Origin of the sequence: Chitinophaga sp. HK235, assembly GCF_018255755.1 — a bacterium.
GTDB lineage: Bacteria > Bacteroidota > Bacteroidia > Chitinophagales > Chitinophagaceae > Chitinophaga.
In genome coordinates this window covers 8,079,043-8,099,148 of the sequence record NZ_CP073766.1, presented here as the reverse complement: position 1 = coordinate 8,099,148, position 20,106 = coordinate 8,079,043, and the positions used below count along the sequence as shown (strand labels likewise).

Annotated in this window: 20 protein-coding genes and 1 riboswitch; of the genes, 6 read left to right on the top strand and 14 right to left on the bottom strand. The window is 46.8% G+C overall.

Going from position 1 to position 20,106, the window contains the following annotated elements; translation table 11 throughout:
- Positions 1–7: 7 nt before the first annotated feature.
- Together KD145_RS31305 and KD145_RS31300 are read right to left on the bottom strand one after the other, a co-directional pair.
- A complete protein-coding gene (locus KD145_RS31305; protein ID WP_212003720.1) occupies positions 8–613 on the bottom strand; it encodes a hypothetical protein in 606 nt (201 codons plus the stop codon).
- Positions 614–616: 3 nt separating this feature from the next.
- A complete protein-coding gene (locus KD145_RS31300; protein ID WP_212003719.1) occupies positions 617–793 on the bottom strand; it encodes a hypothetical protein in 177 nt (58 codons plus the stop codon).
- A 274-nt stretch (positions 794–1,067) separates the two neighbouring features.
- On the opposite strand from KD145_RS31300, the gene KD145_RS31295 reads away from it, so the two are divergent.
- Entirely contained in the window at positions 1,068–1,352 is a 285-nt protein-coding gene (locus tag KD145_RS31295; protein WP_212003718.1) for a hypothetical protein, read from the top strand.
- 66 nt (positions 1,353–1,418) lie between these two features.
- Here the strand turns inward: KD145_RS31295 and KD145_RS31290 are convergent, their stop codons facing one another.
- Together KD145_RS31290 and KD145_RS31285 are read right to left on the bottom strand one after the other, a co-directional pair.
- Entirely contained in the window at positions 1,419–2,282 is an 864-nt protein-coding gene (locus KD145_RS31290) for a pirin family protein (RefSeq protein WP_212003717.1), read from the bottom strand.
- Positions 2,283–2,293: 11 nt separating this feature from the next.
- Positions 2,294–3,580: a hemolysin family protein gene (locus KD145_RS31285; protein WP_212003716.1), complete on the bottom strand. Its 1,287-nt coding sequence runs from the start codon at positions 3,578–3,580 to the stop codon at positions 2,294–2,296.
- A 304-nt stretch (positions 3,581–3,884) separates the two neighbouring features.
- On the opposite strand from KD145_RS31285, the gene KD145_RS31280 reads away from it, so the two are divergent.
- Entirely contained in the window at positions 3,885–4,856 is a 972-nt protein-coding gene (locus KD145_RS31280; RefSeq protein WP_212003715.1) for a sulfite exporter TauE/SafE family protein, read from the top strand.
- A 10-nt stretch (positions 4,857–4,866) separates the two neighbouring features.
- Here the strand turns inward: KD145_RS31280 and KD145_RS31275 are convergent, their stop codons facing one another.
- Both KD145_RS31275 and KD145_RS31270 read right to left on the bottom strand, forming a co-directional pair.
- Positions 4,867–5,196 (bottom strand): NirD/YgiW/YdeI family stress tolerance protein, encoded by a 330-nt coding sequence (locus KD145_RS31275; RefSeq protein WP_212003714.1) that lies wholly within the window; start codon positions 5,194–5,196, stop codon positions 4,867–4,869.
- 50 nt (positions 5,197–5,246) lie between these two features.
- Complete coding sequence (locus tag KD145_RS31270; protein ID WP_212003713.1) at positions 5,247–5,600, bottom strand: helix-turn-helix domain-containing protein; 354 nt, start codon at positions 5,598–5,600, stop codon at positions 5,247–5,249.
- 118 nt (positions 5,601–5,718) lie between these two features.
- Here KD145_RS31270 and KD145_RS31265 point away from each other — a divergent pair, with 118 nt between their 5' ends.
- On the top strand, positions 5,719–6,471 hold the full coding sequence (locus KD145_RS31265) for an SDR family NAD(P)-dependent oxidoreductase (protein WP_212003712.1): 753 nt from the start codon (positions 5,719–5,721) through the stop codon (positions 6,469–6,471).
- An 82-nt stretch (positions 6,472–6,553) separates the two neighbouring features.
- Here KD145_RS31265 and KD145_RS31260 read toward each other — a convergent pair whose 3' ends face one another.
- A complete protein-coding gene (locus tag KD145_RS31260) occupies positions 6,554–9,658 on the bottom strand; it encodes a TIM-barrel domain-containing protein (RefSeq protein ID WP_212003711.1) in 3,105 nt (1,034 codons plus the stop codon).
- A 63-nt stretch (positions 9,659–9,721) separates the two neighbouring features.
- Here KD145_RS31260 and KD145_RS31255 point away from each other — a divergent pair, with 63 nt between their 5' ends.
- On the top strand, positions 9,722–10,933 hold the full coding sequence (locus KD145_RS31255) for a dicarboxylate/amino acid:cation symporter (protein WP_212003710.1): 1,212 nt from the start codon (positions 9,722–9,724) through the stop codon (positions 10,931–10,933).
- Here the strand turns inward: KD145_RS31255 and KD145_RS31250 are convergent.
- The 3 genes from KD145_RS31250 to KD145_RS31240 all read right to left on the bottom strand — a co-directional run bounded on the left by KD145_RS31250 (position 10,884) and on the right by KD145_RS31240 (position 14,652).
- Complete coding sequence (locus KD145_RS31250) at positions 10,884–12,062, bottom strand: PLP-dependent aspartate aminotransferase family protein (protein WP_212003709.1); 1,179 nt, start codon at positions 12,060–12,062, stop codon at positions 10,884–10,886. The genes KD145_RS31255 and KD145_RS31250 overlap by 50 nt on opposite strands.
- A gap of 190 nt (positions 12,063–12,252) precedes the next feature.
- A riboswitch (SAM riboswitch) is annotated at positions 12,253–12,365 on the bottom strand.
- A 71-nt stretch (positions 12,366–12,436) separates the two neighbouring features.
- Entirely contained in the window at positions 12,437–13,357 is a 921-nt protein-coding gene (locus KD145_RS31245) for an NAD-dependent epimerase/dehydratase family protein (RefSeq protein ID WP_212003708.1), read from the bottom strand.
- Between the two features lie 77 nt (positions 13,358–13,434).
- Positions 13,435–14,652, bottom strand: a complete 1,218-nt coding sequence (locus KD145_RS31240) for a YdcF family protein (protein WP_212003707.1) — start codon at positions 14,650–14,652, stop codon at positions 13,435–13,437.
- A gap of 249 nt (positions 14,653–14,901) precedes the next feature.
- On the opposite strand from KD145_RS31240, the gene KD145_RS31235 reads away from it, so the two are divergent.
- Entirely contained in the window at positions 14,902–17,025 is a 2,124-nt protein-coding gene (locus KD145_RS31235) for an ATP-binding protein (protein ID WP_212003706.1), read from the top strand.
- Between the two features lie 73 nt (positions 17,026–17,098).
- Entirely contained in the window at positions 17,099–17,788 is a 690-nt protein-coding gene (locus tag KD145_RS31230) for a uracil-DNA glycosylase family protein (protein ID WP_212003705.1), read from the top strand.
- A gap of 108 nt (positions 17,789–17,896) precedes the next feature.
- On the opposite strand, the gene KD145_RS31225 is transcribed toward KD145_RS31230, so the two are convergent.
- From KD145_RS31225 to KD145_RS31210, 4 genes are all read right to left on the bottom strand, one after another.
- Positions 17,897–18,196, bottom strand: a complete 300-nt coding sequence (locus KD145_RS31225; RefSeq protein ID WP_212003704.1) for a hypothetical protein — start codon at positions 18,194–18,196, stop codon at positions 17,897–17,899.
- Between the two features lie 199 nt (positions 18,197–18,395).
- Positions 18,396–18,590, bottom strand: a complete 195-nt coding sequence (locus KD145_RS31220; protein ID WP_212003703.1) for a hypothetical protein — start codon at positions 18,588–18,590, stop codon at positions 18,396–18,398.
- 26 nt (positions 18,591–18,616) lie between these two features.
- Positions 18,617–19,027: a hypothetical protein gene (locus KD145_RS31215; protein WP_212003702.1), complete on the bottom strand. Its 411-nt coding sequence runs from the start codon at positions 19,025–19,027 to the stop codon at positions 18,617–18,619.
- A 406-nt stretch (positions 19,028–19,433) separates the two neighbouring features.
- A complete protein-coding gene (locus KD145_RS31210) occupies positions 19,434–20,090 on the bottom strand; it encodes a hypothetical protein (protein ID WP_212003701.1) in 657 nt (218 codons plus the stop codon).
- Positions 20,091–20,106: the final 16 nt, after the last annotated feature.

Here is a 20,106-nt window from a genome sequence, read left to right as displayed (position 1 = left end):
TCAGCCCTTATTCTTTCAGTACATAGGTATTGCCGGATTTTATCAGTTTGTAGTGTACCATACGTATGGAGTCAGATTTTAGTTCAACGTCCTCTTCTCCCCGGAAAGCCGGGAAGGTACGAACCAGTTCCTTTCCGCTTACATAAAAGGAATCCCGGCCTCTGTAATCTTTTTCAGCCAGGCTGTCGATCGCGTCCGTATTGATTTCTACAGCACTCCCGTCCATAATGACCAATCCGTATACTTTCCCGTACTGGTCTGAGCCTGAAGAGGTAGTAAACACATATACCTCCGGTTTTCCATCATTATCCAGATCGGCCACTGTTACGTTCGCAACAGTACCCTTGATATCTTTTTCCACCACGGTGTCGGCCCTGGTAGTATCTTTGACAGACCCTATGCTGACAAAAAGGTTTCTCATGGTAGCATCTCCACGGGTAAAAATATTGAAATGATATTCGTGAAAAATAGTGTCCAGGCAGCGTGTAACTTTCTTTTCAGGTGTAACGTGCTGCATCTTATTTGCTTGGTTCTTTTTCTTATTCCCGCCACCGCAGGCCGCTGCGAGTATCACTAAAAGAACCATTAGCCACCAGGGCTGTAAGGATTTCATTATTTAATGTTTGTGCTTCTCGGATTTATGCTCTTTACGGTTGTGGGTGGTATCTGTTCCTTTAAAATCCTGTTCTTCATTTTTACGGCTGTCGAGGTTGTCTCTGATTTCCGGCTTAGGCATATTGCTAATAGGTTGTTGTTTACTTTGATGGGTATTTTCATTTCTCGTATTTTTCATAATCTGAGATTTGATGATCAATACTGAAAATGCCACAAAAGCAGTGCCTTACTGATGGTCCGGTGTGCATGAAGGTATACTGGCTGCTCCTGTCTCAGGGCTTCCACTTAATGACGGTCAAAATCCACACTATGCCCGGGGATCAGCCTCTGCTTCGTGATTTTTATGCCGACACAACTCAACTATTATCAGGACATTATACCATGCCCTACCCCTGCAGGGTTAAATTCAGCACGATATCTGTCATGCATTCTGCAGTATTAAAATAGTTTTTATGAAGAATCTTCCGGCTACAATCGGGCTGATGATGGTCCTGGCCGTATTCTTCCTGCTGCAGAGTAACCTGGACCGTCGATTACAAGCCAACCCAGTGGATGAAAATGAACTGGTAAAACAGTCAAGTGGATTGAAACTGTTTCAGGACACATTTCCTCCCAAAATGCGGGATAGCGTTAGTCCCCGAAGTATGAAAATGAAAAAGAAAGAAATGAAAGACAAGAAAAAGGACCTGAAGAAAGAGAATAGAGATTCTATGCGGAAACATAGTGCCATCATGTAAACTAGCTGAAAGCCCTGGTTTTGCCAGGGCTTTTTTATGCAAGGTTCTTTTATGTAGTGCTATACGTCAGGCTTCCAGCGTGCCAAAAAGTCCATTCTTATAATCAGCAAAGGCTTGTTCTATTTCTTCAGCCGTATTCATCACAAAATTATCTTTTGCCGCTATAGGCTCATTGATAGGCTCTGCACAGAGATAAAGCAGGCGGGTTGTTTCATCGGCAGTGATCTGTATGTCGGGGCTGGCATCGTCCTTATCAAATACCACCAGGTGGTATCCGTTGACAGTAGTTCCATTGACGGTGATTTGTCCGTCTATTGCGTACAGCAAAGTCCAGTAACCCGGTGTAGCCTTTAGCGTTACCTTTTTACCGGCCTGTATGCTGCCCCAGATGGCAGTGATGGGCGTATAATTCTGCAGCGGACCTGTTTTGCCTTCATAGTTACCGCTGACGAGGGTTAGTGATACCCCGTCTGCCTGGGCCACAGGAGGCATGTCTGTACCCTTTACATACTGATAATATGGATTTTCGCCTTTACGGGCTGCTGGCACGTTGAACCAGAGCTGCAGCAGTTCATAGGTACCGCCTTCTCTGAGAAAATCTTCCGAAGGGCCTTCACTATGAAGTATCCCTTTACCTGCAAACATCCATTGTACATCACCGGCTGTAACTGTCATGGCGTTGCCGGCATTATCGCGGTGATAGCCTTGCCCCTGCAACATAAACGTCACCGGAGCAAAACCGCGGTGCGGATGGGGGTGCAGTCTGTCTTCCGGAGATCCCGGTGCGAAATATTTTGCGGGCATATGATGCACCACAATAAATGGATTAGCAAAACGAAACTGCATCGTAGGCAGTGACTGTCTAACCACTTCTGTGTCTGTAATCCGTTTCTCCCGGCCTTCCAGCACATGCAGGATTTTCTTTTCCATAATGACAGTTTTTATCGGATCAGCGTTAAACGTGCTTTTTCAACAGAGCTTCGGAACATCTTCAGAATCAGCACTTCATAGTTTTCAATAATCAACACATCTCCTTCCCTCGGGATGTTACCATGGGTGTAGTTTATCAAACCGGAGAGGGTTTCATAATGTTCACTTTCCGGCAGTGGCACCGGCAGCAGCTCGTTGATATCTGCGAGGTATTCATGGGCATCCACGAGGTAGATGTTTTCTTCTTTTTTCTCCACGATAGGAGTTTCCTGATCGTGTTCATCCTGGATATCCCCTACCAGTTCTTCCAGAATATCCTCCATGGTCACAATTCCTTCGGTATCACCAAATTCATTGGTTACGATGGCCATCTGCAGGCGCTGGCTCTGGAAAGTACGCAGGAGGTCCTTGATTTTCATGCTGTCGGGCACATAAAAACAAGGTTTCAGAATGTCCTGGATATTGTTGAGTGTTTTTTCCAGTACCCCTCTAACGAGGTCTTTGGTATAGATAACACCTTTCAGTTCGTCGAGTGAATTGTTGTAAACCGGATAGCGGGAATAGCCATCTTTGATTACCTGGTCTACCAGCTGCTGGAAGGGCTGGCTGATATCGAGGGCAGAGATGTCTTTCCGGTGTATCAGGATTTCTTTTACACGGCTGTCATCGAATTCGAAGACGTTTTGTATCAGCTCGCGTTCGGTTTCTTCAATGGCACCACCTTCCTGGCTTTCAGAGATGATGAGTTTCAATTCCTCTTCAGAGTGAATTTCAGACTCACCTACAGGCGTTAATCCTGCCATACGGAGGATACTATTGGCCAGACCATTTAACAGCCAGATAAAGGGCCTGAAAATAACAAAAAAGAAACGGAGTGGCAGTGCCACCGTGAGTGTGGTAGGCAGTGGCTTACGGATGGCCATGGATTTAGGCGCCAGCTCACCAAAAACGATATGAAGGATCGTAATAGTCAGAAAAGCAACAGGAATGGCAATACTGTGGGCGGTGGTTTCAGTGACACTGATGTGAAGCGCCTCCATCAGCCTGAGTATCAGCGTAGTGACAACTGATTCTCCCACCCATCCAAGGCCCAGAGAGGCCAGGGTGATACCCAACTGAGTGGCAGCCAGGTATCCATCAAGATTGCTTAAAATATGTTTAGCTGCGGTGGAAGCTCTTGTCAGGCCTCCTTTACTGTTAATCTGTGAAGATCGTACTTTGACAATGGCAAATTCTGCCGCTACAAAAAACCCATTTAATAAAACAAGAAAAAAAGTCAGAAAAACTTGCAAAAGCATGTATATGGTAATTGGTTCGCAAAGCCAAATATAGGCAAATCAATTATGATGTGTTGCTTTTTCTCATCTGCAGGCATCATACCCAAACGTCAAAAACGAGTACAGCAAAGCATTTTAGCAGGTAAATAAACCTCTTCCGGATCTGTTTTCCCCCGGCTTGCCCTGACAATATTGATATATGGGTAACCGTTTCGCTTACTCTTTTCAGCTAATGAGCATAAACATTCTCCCAAAAAAATATGTTATATAGTCTACTAATCTCATAGAGTTTATGTATTTTGTGAAGAATTTGGTTGGGAACAAAATGGAGAAAGAAACACAAACACTCGTCACCACGGCGCCGGCAGAACAAGCGGCCTTACCACCACTGATTGTGAGAGGTACCGTTGCCGACAGTACCGCGGTGAAAAAGCAGCGATGGATATATTGGTTGACAGGCTTTATACTCCTTGCCATCACCCTTACATTGGTATGGTACCTGGTACCGGAATTCAGGACGCATGTTGAAGATGTACCTTCTACCTTTTATTACTTTCTGATTGCCGGATTTATTTTTGCCATGATTGACGGTGCCATCGGTATGTCGTACGGCATTACCTCCACCACTTTTTCCCTGAGCATGGGTATCCCGCCCGCATCAGCCAGCACGGCAGTACATATTTCCGAAATACTTAGTAACGGAATTGCCGGATGGATGCACTTCAGGATGGGGAATGTCAATAAAAAGCTGTTTAAAATACTGATCATACCGGGTATTACCGGTGCAGTCATCGGTGCCTATCTCCTTTCTTCCCTGGAGCATTATTCGATGTATACCAAACCGGTTGTTTCCCTGTATACGCTGATACTCGGCTCCGTTATCTTCAAAAGAGCCATCAGGGCACAAAAAGAAAAACAGGTCTCAAAAAAAATAAAAAGGATTGGATTTCTGGGCTTCGGTGGCGGCTTCATCGATGCAATCGGCGGCGGAGGCTGGGGATCTATCGTATTGTCCTCCCTCATCGCCGGAGGCAGACACCCGCGTTTTTCCCTGGGCACGGTGAAGGCTACCCGCTTTTTCATTGCCATGCTGAGCTCCCTCACCTTTGTGGCGGCTTTATCCTATGTACACTGGGATGCCGTACTGGGACTGGTGATCGGCAGCGCCATTGCGTCTCCGATCGCGGCGAGAGTATCCAATAAAATATCTGCTAAAACTATCATGGTGGCGGTAGCCGTGATCGTAATCGCTGCCAGCGTCAAGAGTATCTACGCCTTTCTCTTTAAAATACTATAATCATCAATAACTAATCATTGACAACAGGCCGGTTTGCCATCAGGGTGACCGGCTTGTTTATTTCGTACTGCACCAACGCTTCAATGATCACTTCATCCTTGTCATTAAAGGGTTTGGAAGGAAGAAATTTATCCGGGATATCCACTTTTATTTCAGCTGTTCTGTCTTCAAAAAGATATGTTGACCTATTGACCTTCCCGGTAATATATCCGCGGATCCTGACAGTCACACTGTCGTGGGTTAGCTGACGGGCATTTTTTAATACCTCGCCGATCGTGTAATACTGCTTATGCTGAAAAAACAAACATGGCAACAACAAACAAAATAACAGACACTTCATACGGATCCTGTTGGTTCGTTAGCTGCTAAACAGTTTTGAGGATCAATTGTTCAACTGTGAGGCCGGTTTCTGCTACCCCATTCGCTTAGTAGTTTTAAAATCGGGATCAGTTCCAATGCGGCTTCTGTGAGTTCATACTCTACCCTTGGCGGCACTTCTGCGTAGACGGTACGCTTGATAATTCCATCTTCCTCCAAAGCCCGTAATTGCAAGGTCAGCATACGTTCCGTAATATGTGAGAATTCTTTCTTTATCTCACCATATCTGTGTTTCCCGTCTTCCAGCATACTGATGATCTGTAGCTTCCATCGTCCGCCTATCTTGTTCACAGCAAAACTGAGATCACATTCGATAAGTGATTGTTCATTAAGTGTATACGTAGAATTTTTCTTCCTGGCTGCCATTACTTACATGTTTGTTCGTAGCGTACAAATGATTACACAAGCTATAAAATTAATGACAACAATTTACTTTGCATAAAAATTCAGAACAGGATTTTTGAATCAAAAAAAAAGAAGAATTATGGACTTGTATTTAAAAGGAAAAACCGCTATAGTAACCGGTGCCAGCCAGGGAATCGGAAGAGCCATCACTCAGGAATTAGCTATCGAAGGTGTAAAAGTTTTAGCGGTAGCGAGAAACGAAGATTTACTGAACAGCCTTAAAGAAGAAGTAATAGCCGCCGGCGGCGTAGAGCCGGTACTGTTAGTGCAGGATTTCGTTGCACCGGATGCACCAGAGAAAATTGCCGCAGCAGCACTGTCCAGCCTGGGACAGGTTGATATTCTCATCAATAATGCAGGCCGCAGCCGTCCGCTGGATGTTGTTGGGCCGGATGATGAATGGTCCGCAGCCATGACACTGGACTTCGACCGGCACCGTCAACTCACGCAGCAACTCCTGCCTCATATGATAGAACGCAAACAGGGAGCTATTCTGAACATCTCCAGTTCGTATGAATTAAGGGAAGTAAATGCTTCTGCAGTAGTCAAAGCAGCCGGAGTTGTATGGGCCAAACAGCTGGCCGCACAGCTGGGCAAACACGGTATCAGGGTCAACAGCCTGCAGCCCGGACTCATAGATACTAACAATATACGCCGCTTCTTCCCGGGAGAAGAACGCAGTAAATTCGTTGCACAGGCCATCCCGCTGGGTGATTTCGGTGAACCGCAGGATATGGCCAACATGGCCGTTTTCCTGGTATCGCCCCGCGCACGATATATCACCGGCACTGTGGCCACAGTGGATGGCGGATTACGTCATCACCCATTCTGATTATGTTCTCCTGAGTTTGTAAAAAACGAAGAAGCCGTCCCTTCATTTATTGGGACGGCTTCTTCGTTTTTATTCGGGAGTATTATTCAATCGTCAGATGGATATCAGCGGACTGACAGATATCCAGTACGCCTGCATCGATAAAGATGCAACCTTTTTTACAAGTGGAGTCAAATGACCAGCGCAGCGGTTTGCCGTTCAACGTTACCGCCTTTGGACGGGTATTGGAGAATACTTCCAGCTTCAGGCTCCGCTGAGGCAGCTGTCCCCGGTAAGTGCCGGTAGTAGCTGCTACCTTTATCCGTATTTCCTTACCGGCAGTAGTGGATGAAATATTCGTGTAGGCATAGGCGTTATCTTTCCTATAAGCCAGCGTGGCACCATCATCTTCATACAGTTTAAAGTGGCCATCAGCACCAGGATAAATTTCCAGGGTGAGCGTGTCTTTTGGCTTTTCCGCATCATACAGCATGGCTGGATATTTAGGAATGATAGCGCCTTGTTTTACAAACAGCGGCAATTTATCCAGCGGAGCGGCAAAATCGTTCAGCCAGCGGCCACCCTGATAAGCGGTACCATTGTCATAGTCTGTCCACTGCCCTGCCGGCAGATAGATACTGTCGCGTTTTTCTTCGTCTTTGTAAACAGGTGCTACCAGCAGGTATTGTCCGCTCATAAACTGGTATTGGGTTTCGCGGCCCCAGGTAACGGGGTCCTGCGGATACTCCAGTACCATGGCCCGGCATACGGGCGTACCCGTTTCATAGGCTTCTCTGCAGTAAGAATACATATAAGGGGTCAGCCGCATCTTCAGCTGCATATACTTGCGATTGATGGCCGTATAGGGTTCACCGTAAGCCCAGGGTTGTTTGTTGGCTTTAGCCCAACCACTGATAGCCATATATACCGGCGTGAAACATTTCCATTGCATATCGCGCACATACGTTTTAGCGCTGCCTTTAAAAATACCGTCCACATCGCCGGTGGCGTAGTTAAAGCCCGACAAACCGCTACCAATCACAGTAGGGATGTGAAAACGGATGTATTCCCAGTTGCCGCTCTGATCACCACTCCAGACAGTAGCATAACGCTGCGTACCAGCCCAGCCGGCCACACACCATACAAAACCACGGGCATCCGCATTTTGCTCGATACCATTGAATGCAGAGCGGCAGCCATCGAGGCCCCATTTATAACCCGGACCTACCCAGGCCACGTCCAGCTTCATGCAACGGGTACCCAGCCGACCTACTTCGTCTTTGATTTTTTCTACTCCGTTTTCTGTCCACAGGCCGGTATAGAAGCCCAGCTGATGCAAACGCTGCACCACGGTATCGAGGCCCTGGTAGCCACATCCATAACCATCGTTGGGTAGTATCCAGCCACCAGGTATGTTTTGTTCGCGGTATTTTTCCGCTACTTTTTTGATTACATCACCAGTAACACCTTTTTTATTGTAACAGTCTGCATCACCAAACTCAAGCCCCCAGCGCGGCACCATAAAAGGACGGCCGGTAACATGTGTATACTGCTCCAGCACTGTCTTCAGCGAAGGCCCGTAAAAATACCAGGCATCCAGGGAATAGCCTTCATGCTGCAGTACAACCGTATCCCGGAAGTCGTAAGTACCTTTATTAAACGTATTTCTGAAGATGCCATAACCGGCAGTGCTGACAAAAAACGGTGCCGGATTGGAGGTAGTGTTCGCTCCCCAGTTGCCGAAGTTGTTGCGGATATTAACGATGCTGTCGCGGTGAGAGAAATTGCCGTTCTGCATACCGCCACCGTAAAAGTAGTCCTGCGGGCCGCGACGCAGGGTCTGCGTAGCATATTCTCCCATACTCAGCGGTGCTGTTTCTTCCATCACCAACTGGCCTGCTTTATCGTACATGGCTATACGAAAAGGTGCTTTATAGACATGCAGCGTTACCCGGGCTGTGCTGATCTCATAAAATGTTTTCCGGTCTTTCAAGGTATAGGATACCGGTTTATCACCGTTCCATACCACAATACCGTTTCGTGTGGCGGCTTCAAACTTCCCGTTGGAGTTGACCTGCAGCCTGTATATATCATCTGCCACCCATTGTAGCTGCACAAAAGCATTACCCAGTGTAAAGTCAATGATACCGGGCTTTTGCGCAACTTTTTTGATGTCGGTGAGCGGCACTTTTTTCAGTAACAGGTGAGTGGACAGTGTATTGTTGCCGGTATTTTCATCGCCGGGCAGTATCGCTTTCACTTCCAGGGGCCAGATGCCTTTGGCAGACAAGTCGGCTGTTTCGAGCTGTATATCCCGGATGGCATAAGGTGGCAGTGGCTGTGTATTAAAAGGAACGGTCACTGTTTTAACCGGGCTGCCGTAGCCCAGCGTGTACTGTATTTTCACTGGTGAGGCTACCGGCCGGGTACCGAGGTTGGTTACACGGATGATGACCGGCTCTTTGGAAGAGAAGTGGTCTTTTCCGTTGAGCGGCGCCACTATATTGGTGATGGCGATGTCCAGCGGATAGACTTTTTCGTAGGTGGCCAGAAATATTTTTCCGTTGAGGGTGCCCTTATGGTCTTTTACCACGTTGCCACTGCCTTCATCGAAGGTGTAGTAATGCAGCAGGTGGTTATAAGCAGGATCTTTGTCTGTTACCGCTTTAAAAGCCAGGCGGGCAATGGCTTGCGGGGCGAGGGTGGTATCCCACATGCGCAGCTCGTCTACCGTGGCGTTGAGCGTACCAAAACCGTCTGCATCCAGCCCTATCTGGTTGCGGGGCAAAGGAATGCTCTTATCTATCCGTTGTATAAATTTCCCGTCGATATAGAGGGAGGTACCTGTGCTATCTGCTACCAGCGCCAGATGCGTTAGTTTACCTACCGGCAGCTCGTAATCAAACAGCACATCGAACTTCCCTTTTTGGGTCAGTCCTATTTTGTTGGTATTGTTATATTGTTCGAGGCGGATACCGCTCTCGTAGTCACCGGCTGTCAGCAGTGTGGAATAGGTAGTGACTTTATTTCGACTTACCAGGCATTCCACGGTGTAAGGCGGTGGGAGATCTTTCCCGTTGAGCTCCACAAAATTGCTGGCACCGTTAAACCGGAGCCGGTATTGAGCGGAGGCATTAAAGGAGGAAGCGGCGAAAAGGGCTACCAGCAGGCACCCTATCGCCATTAGTTTCAGCGAAATCCTGTTCATTGTTCACATTTAAAAATAAGTGAGCTAAAAATACTAGTTTTCCGGAAGAATAAATTTCCTTCTATGGAATTCATCAAAAATTACCGTGGCATTTTATGGCTGTTAGGCGGTATTATAGCGGGTACTATCGCAGGGTTGGTACTGGGCAAACAAGTGGCGATCATCAAACCGATAGGTGATATTTTTCTGAATCTGTTGTTTACGACTGTGATACCATTGGTATTTTTTGCCATCGCATCAGCGATCGCACATATCGATGCATCGCACCGGCTGGGCAAAGTGCTGGGAGTCATGTCGCTGGTATTTCTGAGTACGCTGTTGATAGCGGCATTTTTCACGATTGTGGCCGTGTGGATATTTCCGATCCATCAGCAGGTGACGCTGGTGCATATGGAGGAACTTGCCAATACCGGCACTTTCGGTGACCAGCTGACAAGGCTGCTGACGGTCAGTGAATTTTATGAGCTGCTGTCACGGAGGAACATGCTGCCTTTCATCATTTTTTCAGTACTGACAGGTATGGCCGCTATGCGGGCAGGAGAAAGGGGCGCCTCTTTCCGGCGTTTCCTGCATTCGGGCAATGAGGTCATGAAAGACATCCTGGGACTGCTGATGAAAGTAGCTCCTGTGGGCCTGGGCGCGTATTTCGCTTACCAGGTGGGTACTGTAGGGCCGGAGCTTTTTGGCACCTATGCGCATTCTTTAGGCATCTACTATGGTTTCGGTACTGTTTATTTTATTGTGGGCTTTAGCTTCTATGCCTTTGTGGCCGGTGGTTTCAGAGGCATTCAGACTTTCTGGAAAAACAATATCATCCCTACCCTGACGGCTGTCGGCACAGGTAGCAGCATCGCTACTATTCCGGCCAATCTGGAAGCGGTGCACCGTATGGGCGTACCTCCGTCTATTGGTAATGTAGTTGTACCGCTGGGTGCCACCTTACATAAAGACGGTTCCAGCATCAGCTCCATCATCAAGATGGCCGTGGTATTCTCCATGTTCGGCAAAGGGTTCGATAATGTTGAAACCATTGTAATGGCGCTGGGCATCACGGTGATTGTGAGTATTGTGGAAGGCGGCATCCCCAATGGTGGTTATATCGGAGAGCTGCTGGTAATGTCTGTGTATAAGTTTCCACCGGAGGCGCTCCCGCCGCTGATGGTGATTGGTACCCTGGTAGATCCGCTGGCTACCATCCTCAATGCGACGGGAGACAATGTGGCCGCTATGCTGGTAACGCGTTTTCTTCCAAAGCGGGCTGCGGCAACTTCTTAAAGGCCTGTTCAAGGTCGGCCAGCAGGTCGGTTGCTTCTTCCAATCCAACAGATAAACGTATCAGGCTGTCGCTTACCCCGGCAGCCCTTCTTTTTTCTGCGGGGATGGATTTATGTGTCATTTCAGCAGGATGACAAAGTAGGCTTTTGATCCCACCCAGGCTTTCTGCCAGTTTAAAATAATGGGTAGCAGTCACAAAAGCAGTGGCAGCAGCAGCGCGATCATCTTTTAAAGTAAAGGAGATGATTCCTCCAAAGCCTTTGCTCTGTTGCTTTGCGAGCGCATGTCCCGGATGAGAAGGCAGACCGGGATAAAATACTTTGTCTACCGCCGGATGTTGCTCCAGGTATTCCGCAATGGCCTGTGCGTTGCTACAATGTTGTTTGACGCGCAGGTGCAGTGTTTCGATGCCACGTATCAGCAGAAAGCTGTCGAAGGGCGACAGGATAGCGCCACAGGCATTTTGATAAAATTTGATCTCCTCTCCCAGCTGTGGCGTTTTAGACACCACCACTCCTGCAATCAGGTCACTATGGCCGCCCAGGTATTTGGTAGCGCTGTGTATCACCAGATCGGCACCCAGCTGTAATGGTTGTTGCAATACCGGTGAAGCGAAGGTATTGTCTACACAGAAAAGGCAGTTGTGCGTTTTAGCGATGCGGCCGATAGCCGCGATGTCGGAGATCTTCAGCGTAGGATTCGTGGGTGTTTCCAGCCATATCAGGCGGGTGGCCGGCGTGATGGCGTTAAAGACCGCCTGCGTATCCGCTGTATCTACATATTTTACACGGATACCGAATTTCTCATATACTTTATTAAACAGCCGGAAAGCGCCACCATAGATATCATCTACGGCTACAATTTCATCGCCGGCTTTCAATAGTTTGATCACTGCATCGATGGCGGCGAGGCCGCTGGAGAAAGCCGAGGCGGCTGCTCCCCCTTCCAGGCCTGCAATAATTTTTTCTGCTGTTTCCCGGGTAGGGTTATTGGTGCGTGCGTAATCATAACCTTTATTGACACCTGGTGCATCCTGCACGAAGGTAGAGGTTTGGTAGATAGGCACAGCAATGGCGCCGGTTTGCGGGTCTACGGGAATAGAATGGATCAGTTCAGTGATAGTACTCATCTTTGTTTGTTTTTTAGTTTGATGAAATAATGAAAAACAAGTTCTGAAGAAGAGCCTATCAAGATTTAGTCATTTGGGAATTTAGTTATTTAGTCATTTCAACAAAAAAAAATGCAGTGAAGATCTATGGTAATCTCCGCTGCATTTTAAATATTAAAATATTTAAATAAAAAAATCTCAAAATCGAAGAGACTTATCTTTCCTGGTGTGTCACCGGGATGGATGCAGCACCTTTCATTATGGTGGTAATGAAGGTTGCTAAGGTATCATCGGGCCATTTCCCTCCTCCTTTCTTGATAAGCAATTAAAAGAACTGGTGCAAAGATAGGACAGAAATCCAAACCACCAAATTTATTTCCTACAATTTTAGTAGACTATTCAAATTGAATGGTCTGTTTGATTCCTTCTTCATAGGAAGTAGGTTTCATGTTAAAGTGTTTTTCGAATTTGGAAGAATCAAAGATGTAGGGATAATTATTTTGATACAGCATCTCTCCCAGTTCCTTGATGGTGCTGTCGAAGAGGCCGGAGAGACGGATAAGGAAGCCGCCCAGTTTCAGGTACTTTGGTTTTACGCCCATCTGTTGTGCGATCATCCGCATATAACCTTTTCCGTCGGGGGCCGGGTTGGTAGTAGGCAGGTGCCAAACCTGGTTCCAGGAGGAATCATCCTGAGAGAGCAGGTAAAGGCCTTTGCCGGCGTCCGGTGTGAAGGTGTAGCTGTGAGTGACATCGTCTTTTCCCAACCACATTGCGGTGTTTTTCTTCCTGAACTTGTCGATGATGAGCAGGTTGAGGAAGCCTGTTTTGTCGGCACCGGGACCATAGAAGTCGGCTGCTCTGGCGATAGTGGCTGTGATATTACCGGCCTTTACTTCGTTCATCAGCTGGGTGGCAATGGCAGCACGGATCTTGCCCTTTTTGCTGGAGGGATTGTAGGGGGTATCTTCCTTCATGGGGCCGTTGACTAACCCGTAGGAATATACGTTGTCGAAAAAGATCAGTTTGGCGCCTGTGGCTTTACAGGCATTGATCACGTTGGTCATGATAACGGGCCAGGTAGCGGCCCAGAGTTTATGGTCATATTTGAGACCCGCAGTCAGGAATACCACTGCAGAACCGGCTACGGCTTTACGGGTTTGTTCTGCATCTGTGATATTTGCAGAGACCAGGTCAGTAATACCGGCGGTAGATTTGGGGGAGCGGCTCACCAGGCGGACTTTTTTCCCGTTTGCAACCAGTTCTTTGGCCAGCTCGTTTGCAATTACGCCACCGGCACCAAGGATAGTATACATTTTGTTAATTGTTTTATGTGTGATTTGTTTGAAAGACGAAGAAGGTGCTGATTATATTTTAAGATAACAAAACTTTTTCACGGGTCCAAAGGGTCCATAGCATTTGCCTGCAGGGATTTGATGTCTGGCAGGAAAGACAGGTAGTACAGATCTGCCTGTTGAAGATCAGCGGCAGGCATATATCCCAGTTCATCCTGACAGCGTTTGGTAAAGGTGCTGCTGGCCACATAATAGGTCTGGAGGGCATCCGATACGCAAAGCATTCTTTTCTGCAGGGGCATTCCGCTCTTCCAGGCTATGCGCACGGCATTGCGGACGTTGGTAGTAGTATGTCTGGCGTAAGGATCTATCATTATAACATCAGCCGGTATTTTGAGTTCATTGACCATATATTTTTTCATTTCCACCGCTTCGGCGTATGGAGTACCATAGGGATGCACGTGTCCGCCGGATACGATAATAAAGGGTGCACTGCCCTTACGGTATAATTCGGCACCAATGCGGCAACGGCTTTTGCCGGCATCACTGATAGGATCGTTATTACCGGGGCCGGCACCTGGGATGAGCAGCGCTGTGTAGGTATATTTGTTCCAGTCTGTTGTTTTAGCTTTCGTATATGCTTCTCTGTTATCTTTCTCCAATGGCTCATAACGGGCACATTCATCGTGTTTATTGAGCAGGAGCAGTCCGATGGCCGCATGTAATGCAGGCTGGAAGAAAAAAGTGCTGTGGCGGTCTTTGTGCCTGGTGCTTTTCAGCAGTTGGCCCATTGCCTGCTGATAGGCGGGACCGGAAACATAAAAAGCAGCTGAATCTATTTTTGGATAACGGAATCCTTTATTGGTCGTATAGGCGTTGATGATATAGTTCACTCCGCTGGCGGCATCTTTCCAGGCACGGGCCAGGATGGCTGTATCCGGTTCAGCTGCGTACAACTGGAAGAAACCGGAGGCGCGCATATGTTTCAACAGCTCTTCCATTACCGCGGGATGCTGTTGCAACAGCTGCGGCCAGTAGGCTGCCAAACGGGCTATGGTGGGCTTGTCGAGCAACAGGCCCTGCAAGGCAGTGGCGGACTGCAGGCGCTGCTGGAAAATGATGTTGATGCGCTGCATGGCAGTATCCTGCTGCAACAGCCTGTTTACAGCCGGGAGTTGTTCCAGTAGTGTAAACAGGTAGAAGTTCCTGTTCTGTATTACATTTTTTTCGTTTAGCAGACGATAGCCGGGGTCCTGGGCTGTGGTGGTTTGTATACCTAAGCATATAAAAAGCCACACCCACAAATGTTTCTTCATAATACGTTGTTTCTTTGGAATCAGGGAACAAAGTACAAATTACCTTTAAATTACATTTAGATCTAAATAGAATTTAAAAAAACAATAATACTAATATAATTAGTATACATATATCCATTATTTAAAATCACATATCTATAAGCATATTCATCATAAGTCCCTTTTAGCTGCAATACAGAAAATGCTTTAATTTCACGGCGCCGAAGAGTGACATTGACTCTTTTGTGCCAACTTCCAATCGATGCTATAATGTATAACGCCCACGAAAGAAAAAGTTTTTTCCGGTTTGCGGTAGTCATTCTGATGGTGATCATTCTGGTTACCTTCTTTATGATCATTTTTTTGCGGAAACGAGCAGCTGATCAGTTAAGTGCAGGTGTAAGGGACCTGGTGGCCACCAAAACCGATGCTGGCCATATAGACAAGGCTGTACAGTTATTGTATTCAGCAGACAATGATTTCCGTTTTTACACACTCACTTACGATCCGGCATTCCTGCATTCCTACGTAGCTTCCCTGGAGGCTGTCAGCGCCCATATCGACACTGCTATCGGCACCGTTAGCAAACAGCAGCAGGTACATCGTCTGTTGAGTGACAAGGAAGAGAAAACCCAGCTGTTTCTTCATACCCGCCTGTATGTAGACTCCCTGCTGCAGCTCTCCCAGCAATGGGATACTACAGCCGCCCCCCCGGTGATACAGGAGCTCAAAAAAATTAAACTGCCCCGGCGTGAACAGATAGATACCATCATCAGCTCCACCTCTACCGCCCAACCGAAGAAAAAACTTTTCGGAAGGATAAAGGATGCCATCTCCAACAAATCGCGCGTTCGGGAAAACAACCAGGAGGTAAAGGTGATCAAACGGGCCGATGATAGCAGCCGTGAACAAGTCAGCGTATTAAATGATGAAGCACTGAAAAAACTGCAACGCACCTATCAGCAGTTTATGCGGGACGCGGCCCAGAGCCATGCCAATTTGAACCGTAAGGAGTACGCACTGGTGATGGCCAATCAGCGCCTCTTTAACGCCCTGCAGCAGGTACTGACCAACCTCCGGCAGAACATGGTGGCGGAAACCGATAAAAAACGCTGGCTGCTGAGTCAGGATATCGGTCACTCTCTGTACAGTATAGATAAACATACCTACTGGGAAGTGCCACTGTTGCTGCTGCTCTCCGCGATCATCATATATGGCATCATCCGCCTGTATAAATACGATCTGGACCTGCTCCGCTCCAAACAACAAGCTGAGAAATATGCCCGGCAGAAAAGCGAGTTCGTGACCACCATGAGCCATGAAATCCGCACCCCTATCCACTCCGTGCTGGGATACACCAGCCAGCTGGAAAGGGAACAACCCGGAGAAACCGCTTCCGCCATCCGTAACTCCGCCGAAATGCTGCTGTCTGTCGTTAACAACGTCCTCGACTACACGCAGATGGAAGGTGGCAGACCTTTATTAAAACAGGAGAAATTCTCTCCGCGGACAGCCATAGAAGAGATTTGTACCAGTCTGCAGGTACAAGCCGGCATAAAGTCACTGCAGCTGCAGTCCAATATCTTCTTCCCTACTTCCCAACAGGTATATGGCGACGTTTTCCGGCTTAAACAGGTACTGATGAACCTTATCGCCAATGCCATCAAATATACCAGCAAAGGCGAGGTAACAGTCACCGCCCACCTGCGCGACGGAGAGCTGTTGCAGGTATCGGTAAAAGATACCGGCACCGGTATTCCGCCGAATGAACTGCCCAAAATATTCGATGCCTTTACCCAGGGCCGCAACGGTATTTCCAAAGGCAGCGGACTGGGACTGCATATCGCAAAAAAAATCATTGACCTTCATGATGGGAAAATAGATGTAAAAAGCACGCCCGGAAAAGGTTCTACCTTCTATTTCGAAATCAGGTACCCCGCCGTTGTTCAGACACCCGGTACCGTTAAAATTACCATGCCCGTGAATACTCCTCCCAAAACCACAGCATCCCAGGCCAATGTCAGGCTACTGGTAGTAGAAGACAGTGTGCTGAACCAAAAGCTGCTGGCATTGCTGCTGGACAGGCTTCAGGTATCCTACTCCATCACCGGCACCGCAGAAGAAGCGCTGGAGATATACGCCCGCGAATCTTTCGACATGATCCTCACTGACATCGATCTGCCCGGTATGGATGGCATCGCCTTTACCCAGCAGATCCGGCAACTCCCCGACAAGAAAAAAGCCACCATTACGATCATCGCCATTACCGGTAACGTTATGGATGAAGATATATCCCTCTATATGAACTGCGGACTGAATGATTATATCATGAAACCTTACAGAGAAGAAGATATTCTTGAAAAGATCAGTGCCCACGGCTTAACTGTGATATAGATGATGGTGCTGATGCGCCTTTTGATTTTTGTTTTTTGTTTGAGGAGTTTTGAGGGATTCTGTATCTTGGAAGATGACTTTTGCAGACCATATCATCGAATTCAATAAGAATATTGTATTTAAAGGCCATCTGCCTAAAGGGATTCGGATAATGAACCCTTTCCAGGATAACCCGGAAATTATCGGCGTAATGGAACAGTTTTATAAAAAGTTCTATGATGACAAGGCACTGCGCAGAGCCATTTTTGGTATCAATCCCGGCCGCCTGGGCTCCGGTAGTACCGGTGTACCCTTCACCGATACCAAACGCATGTACGACCAATGTGGCATCACCATCAAAGGGTTTAAAACCCATGAACCCTCCTCCGTGTTCATCTATGATGTGATTGATGCCTATGGTGGCGTAAAAAAATTCTACAAAAAATTCTACTTCACCTCTGTATGCCCCCTTGGCTTTACCATGGAGCAACCTGGCGGTAAGGAAATCAATTACAATTACTACGACAGTACCGCCCTTACCAAAGCCGTATACTCCTTTATCGTAGAGAGTATCCGCACACAGCTTGCCTGGAATTTAGACAAGGATATTTGTTATGTGATGGGCACCGGCAAAAATGCGGCCTTCTTTGAAGCCCTGAACAAAAAAGAACAGTTCTTCAAAAAGATCATCCCACTGGAACATCCCAGGTTTGTGATGCAATACAAGGCCAAAACAAAGGATTTGTATATTGACAAATACCTTAGCTCCCTAAACGGTGATTAGTATGTGTGACTGATGCTCCTGATAATTTTAGGAAAAATATAGTTAACATAACAAGTCACATTGATCTTCGCTCATCAGGAAAATCAACAGTATCAGTGTCCATCACAGTTATATTTTTTCGAGGCGGCAATCCCATATGCCATCCCGTTCGCTGGCAGCATCTGGAATTACACCGGTGATCTTGTACAGGTCACCTTCTTTCTGAATACGCTCTCCCAGTTGAGGGGAAGCCTCATCTTTGAACTTGATGGTGGCCATAATACCGAATGAGGTATAACTGTTGATTTTCAGGATATTGGCAGGCCGTACCGGCATCAGCATACGGCTTCTTTTACGGGTGTAACTCTTGTACTGAAGGTACACCAACCATAGGGATAAGGCGATAACGCCTATGAATAGCAGGTTCACAGCTACGTTAGGTTTAGATGTTTTTGGTAATCAATAGAATTGCTGTCGTTGGCATTCAAACAGCTATACAATATAACATTTTCACACGACAAAAATTTGTTAAAAAAGGAGCTATGGTAAAAAATAAAAAAGCCCCGGCCGAGGAACGGTCAGAGCTCTGTTGAACGCCATATGAAGATTGAGTCAAGCTACGATTTTGTTAATCACGACTTAGCGGCTGTACTGAATGTGTACGGAAAGGTACCCATTCCGCAATTCTACCGATGTCGTTCTGGGATCTTAGCAGGATACGGTCTACAGCTTCAAAGTGCAGATCCACAAAGCGGAGCTTTCCATCCATTTCCCGGAATCCGGCATCTGCTCTTGTTTCGAGGGTACCTATTTTTCCATCCATAGAAATCATCTTAGTTTCCAGGGACTCTACTTTGATTTCCAGATTTCCAGATTCCCTACCCTTTTATCCAGGGAATCTACTTTTTTGTCTAGAGCGTCTACTTTGACGTCCAGAGTATCCACTTTTTCGTCCAGATGCTCCACTTTAGTTGTAAGGAGCAAAATACAATCCTTTACAACGGACATTCCTGATTCCAACGCATTGAATCTGCGGTCGAATTTTTCGTCCATCGCAGTTAATCTGTGATCGAACTTTTCTTCCATCACAGTTATTCTGTGATCGAACTTTTCTTCCATCACAGTTATTCTGTGATCGAATTTTTCCTCCATCACAGTTATTCTGTGATCGAATTTTTCGTCCATCGCAGTTAATCTGCTGTTGAACTTTTCATCCATGGCATCCAGTCTGGCTAAAATTTTGAGTGTTTCTATGTGCATAAATTTAACTTTATTCGCTAAAATTAATGCATCTTTTAACACCAACCATCATCTGACACAAATCCGATCACACAGATAAAAATCCTATCAATCAAGCCATGGTAAAGGAATCACAAATTTAACTCAAACGAATAAACGAAAGAAAAAAACACCACCCCAAACAATAAACTAAGGACTCCTACCCATAACAAACACTTAAAAACGGATGGATATTTACGATAACAAAAAGGCGCTATCATCCCGTAAAAAAAGCCACTCCAGATCAGTGAAGCACCGGTCCACCAGTTCTCCATAAGCGGTATGGGGTCCTGGAAGCCAGTTGTCATCACGGCTACCGTGAACAAGGGAAAACCCGCTATTATACCGCAGCGGAATATCATTTTAAACCATGATGCCATCTTATTGTTTATTGCAGGACTTTTCGGGCTACTTTGGTTGTTTTGGCTACTTCTGCATCTGCCGCCAGGGGAAAGCTGATATTGCTGCTGTAGTTCTTTTCCACTACATTTCCTTTAACAGCACAGGCATACAGCGGGTAAACATAACTGCTGTCATTATACAGCTGACGACTGTCTGCGATCATAAAAGTATTGTTCTGTGCGTTTATCCATACCTGTGGTAACCCGGTACGGTAGTCATCTGCCAGTATCTGCCGCGTATGCAGATTGATCACGTATAAAGACAAGCCATTGGGGATATGGTTGATGAGTGGCAATAACAATATGCTGTCTCCTATCATATAACAGGATGCAGTGCTATAAGCATTGTCATTTAATATGGCAATGCCCTGAGGTGGAAAAGCCTTACCGGTATATAACAAATAAGGAAATGAAAAACGTTGGCTGGCGGTGTCCCTGCGGGTTTTATATTCAAGCTGTATTCTGTCTTCACCTGCCATCATGGCCGTTAGTACCACCCCGTTCCGCGAATATACCAGCTGATCAGCATCATTAACCGGTATGGCTGCAAGGCTGTCGGGAGGCAACGGCTGCTGTTTAATAGCAGGAGCCGTACTACAATGCACGGCAAGGCATAGGAATAGCAGATACAGGGCATTTTTCATCCCGCCAAGGTACTCA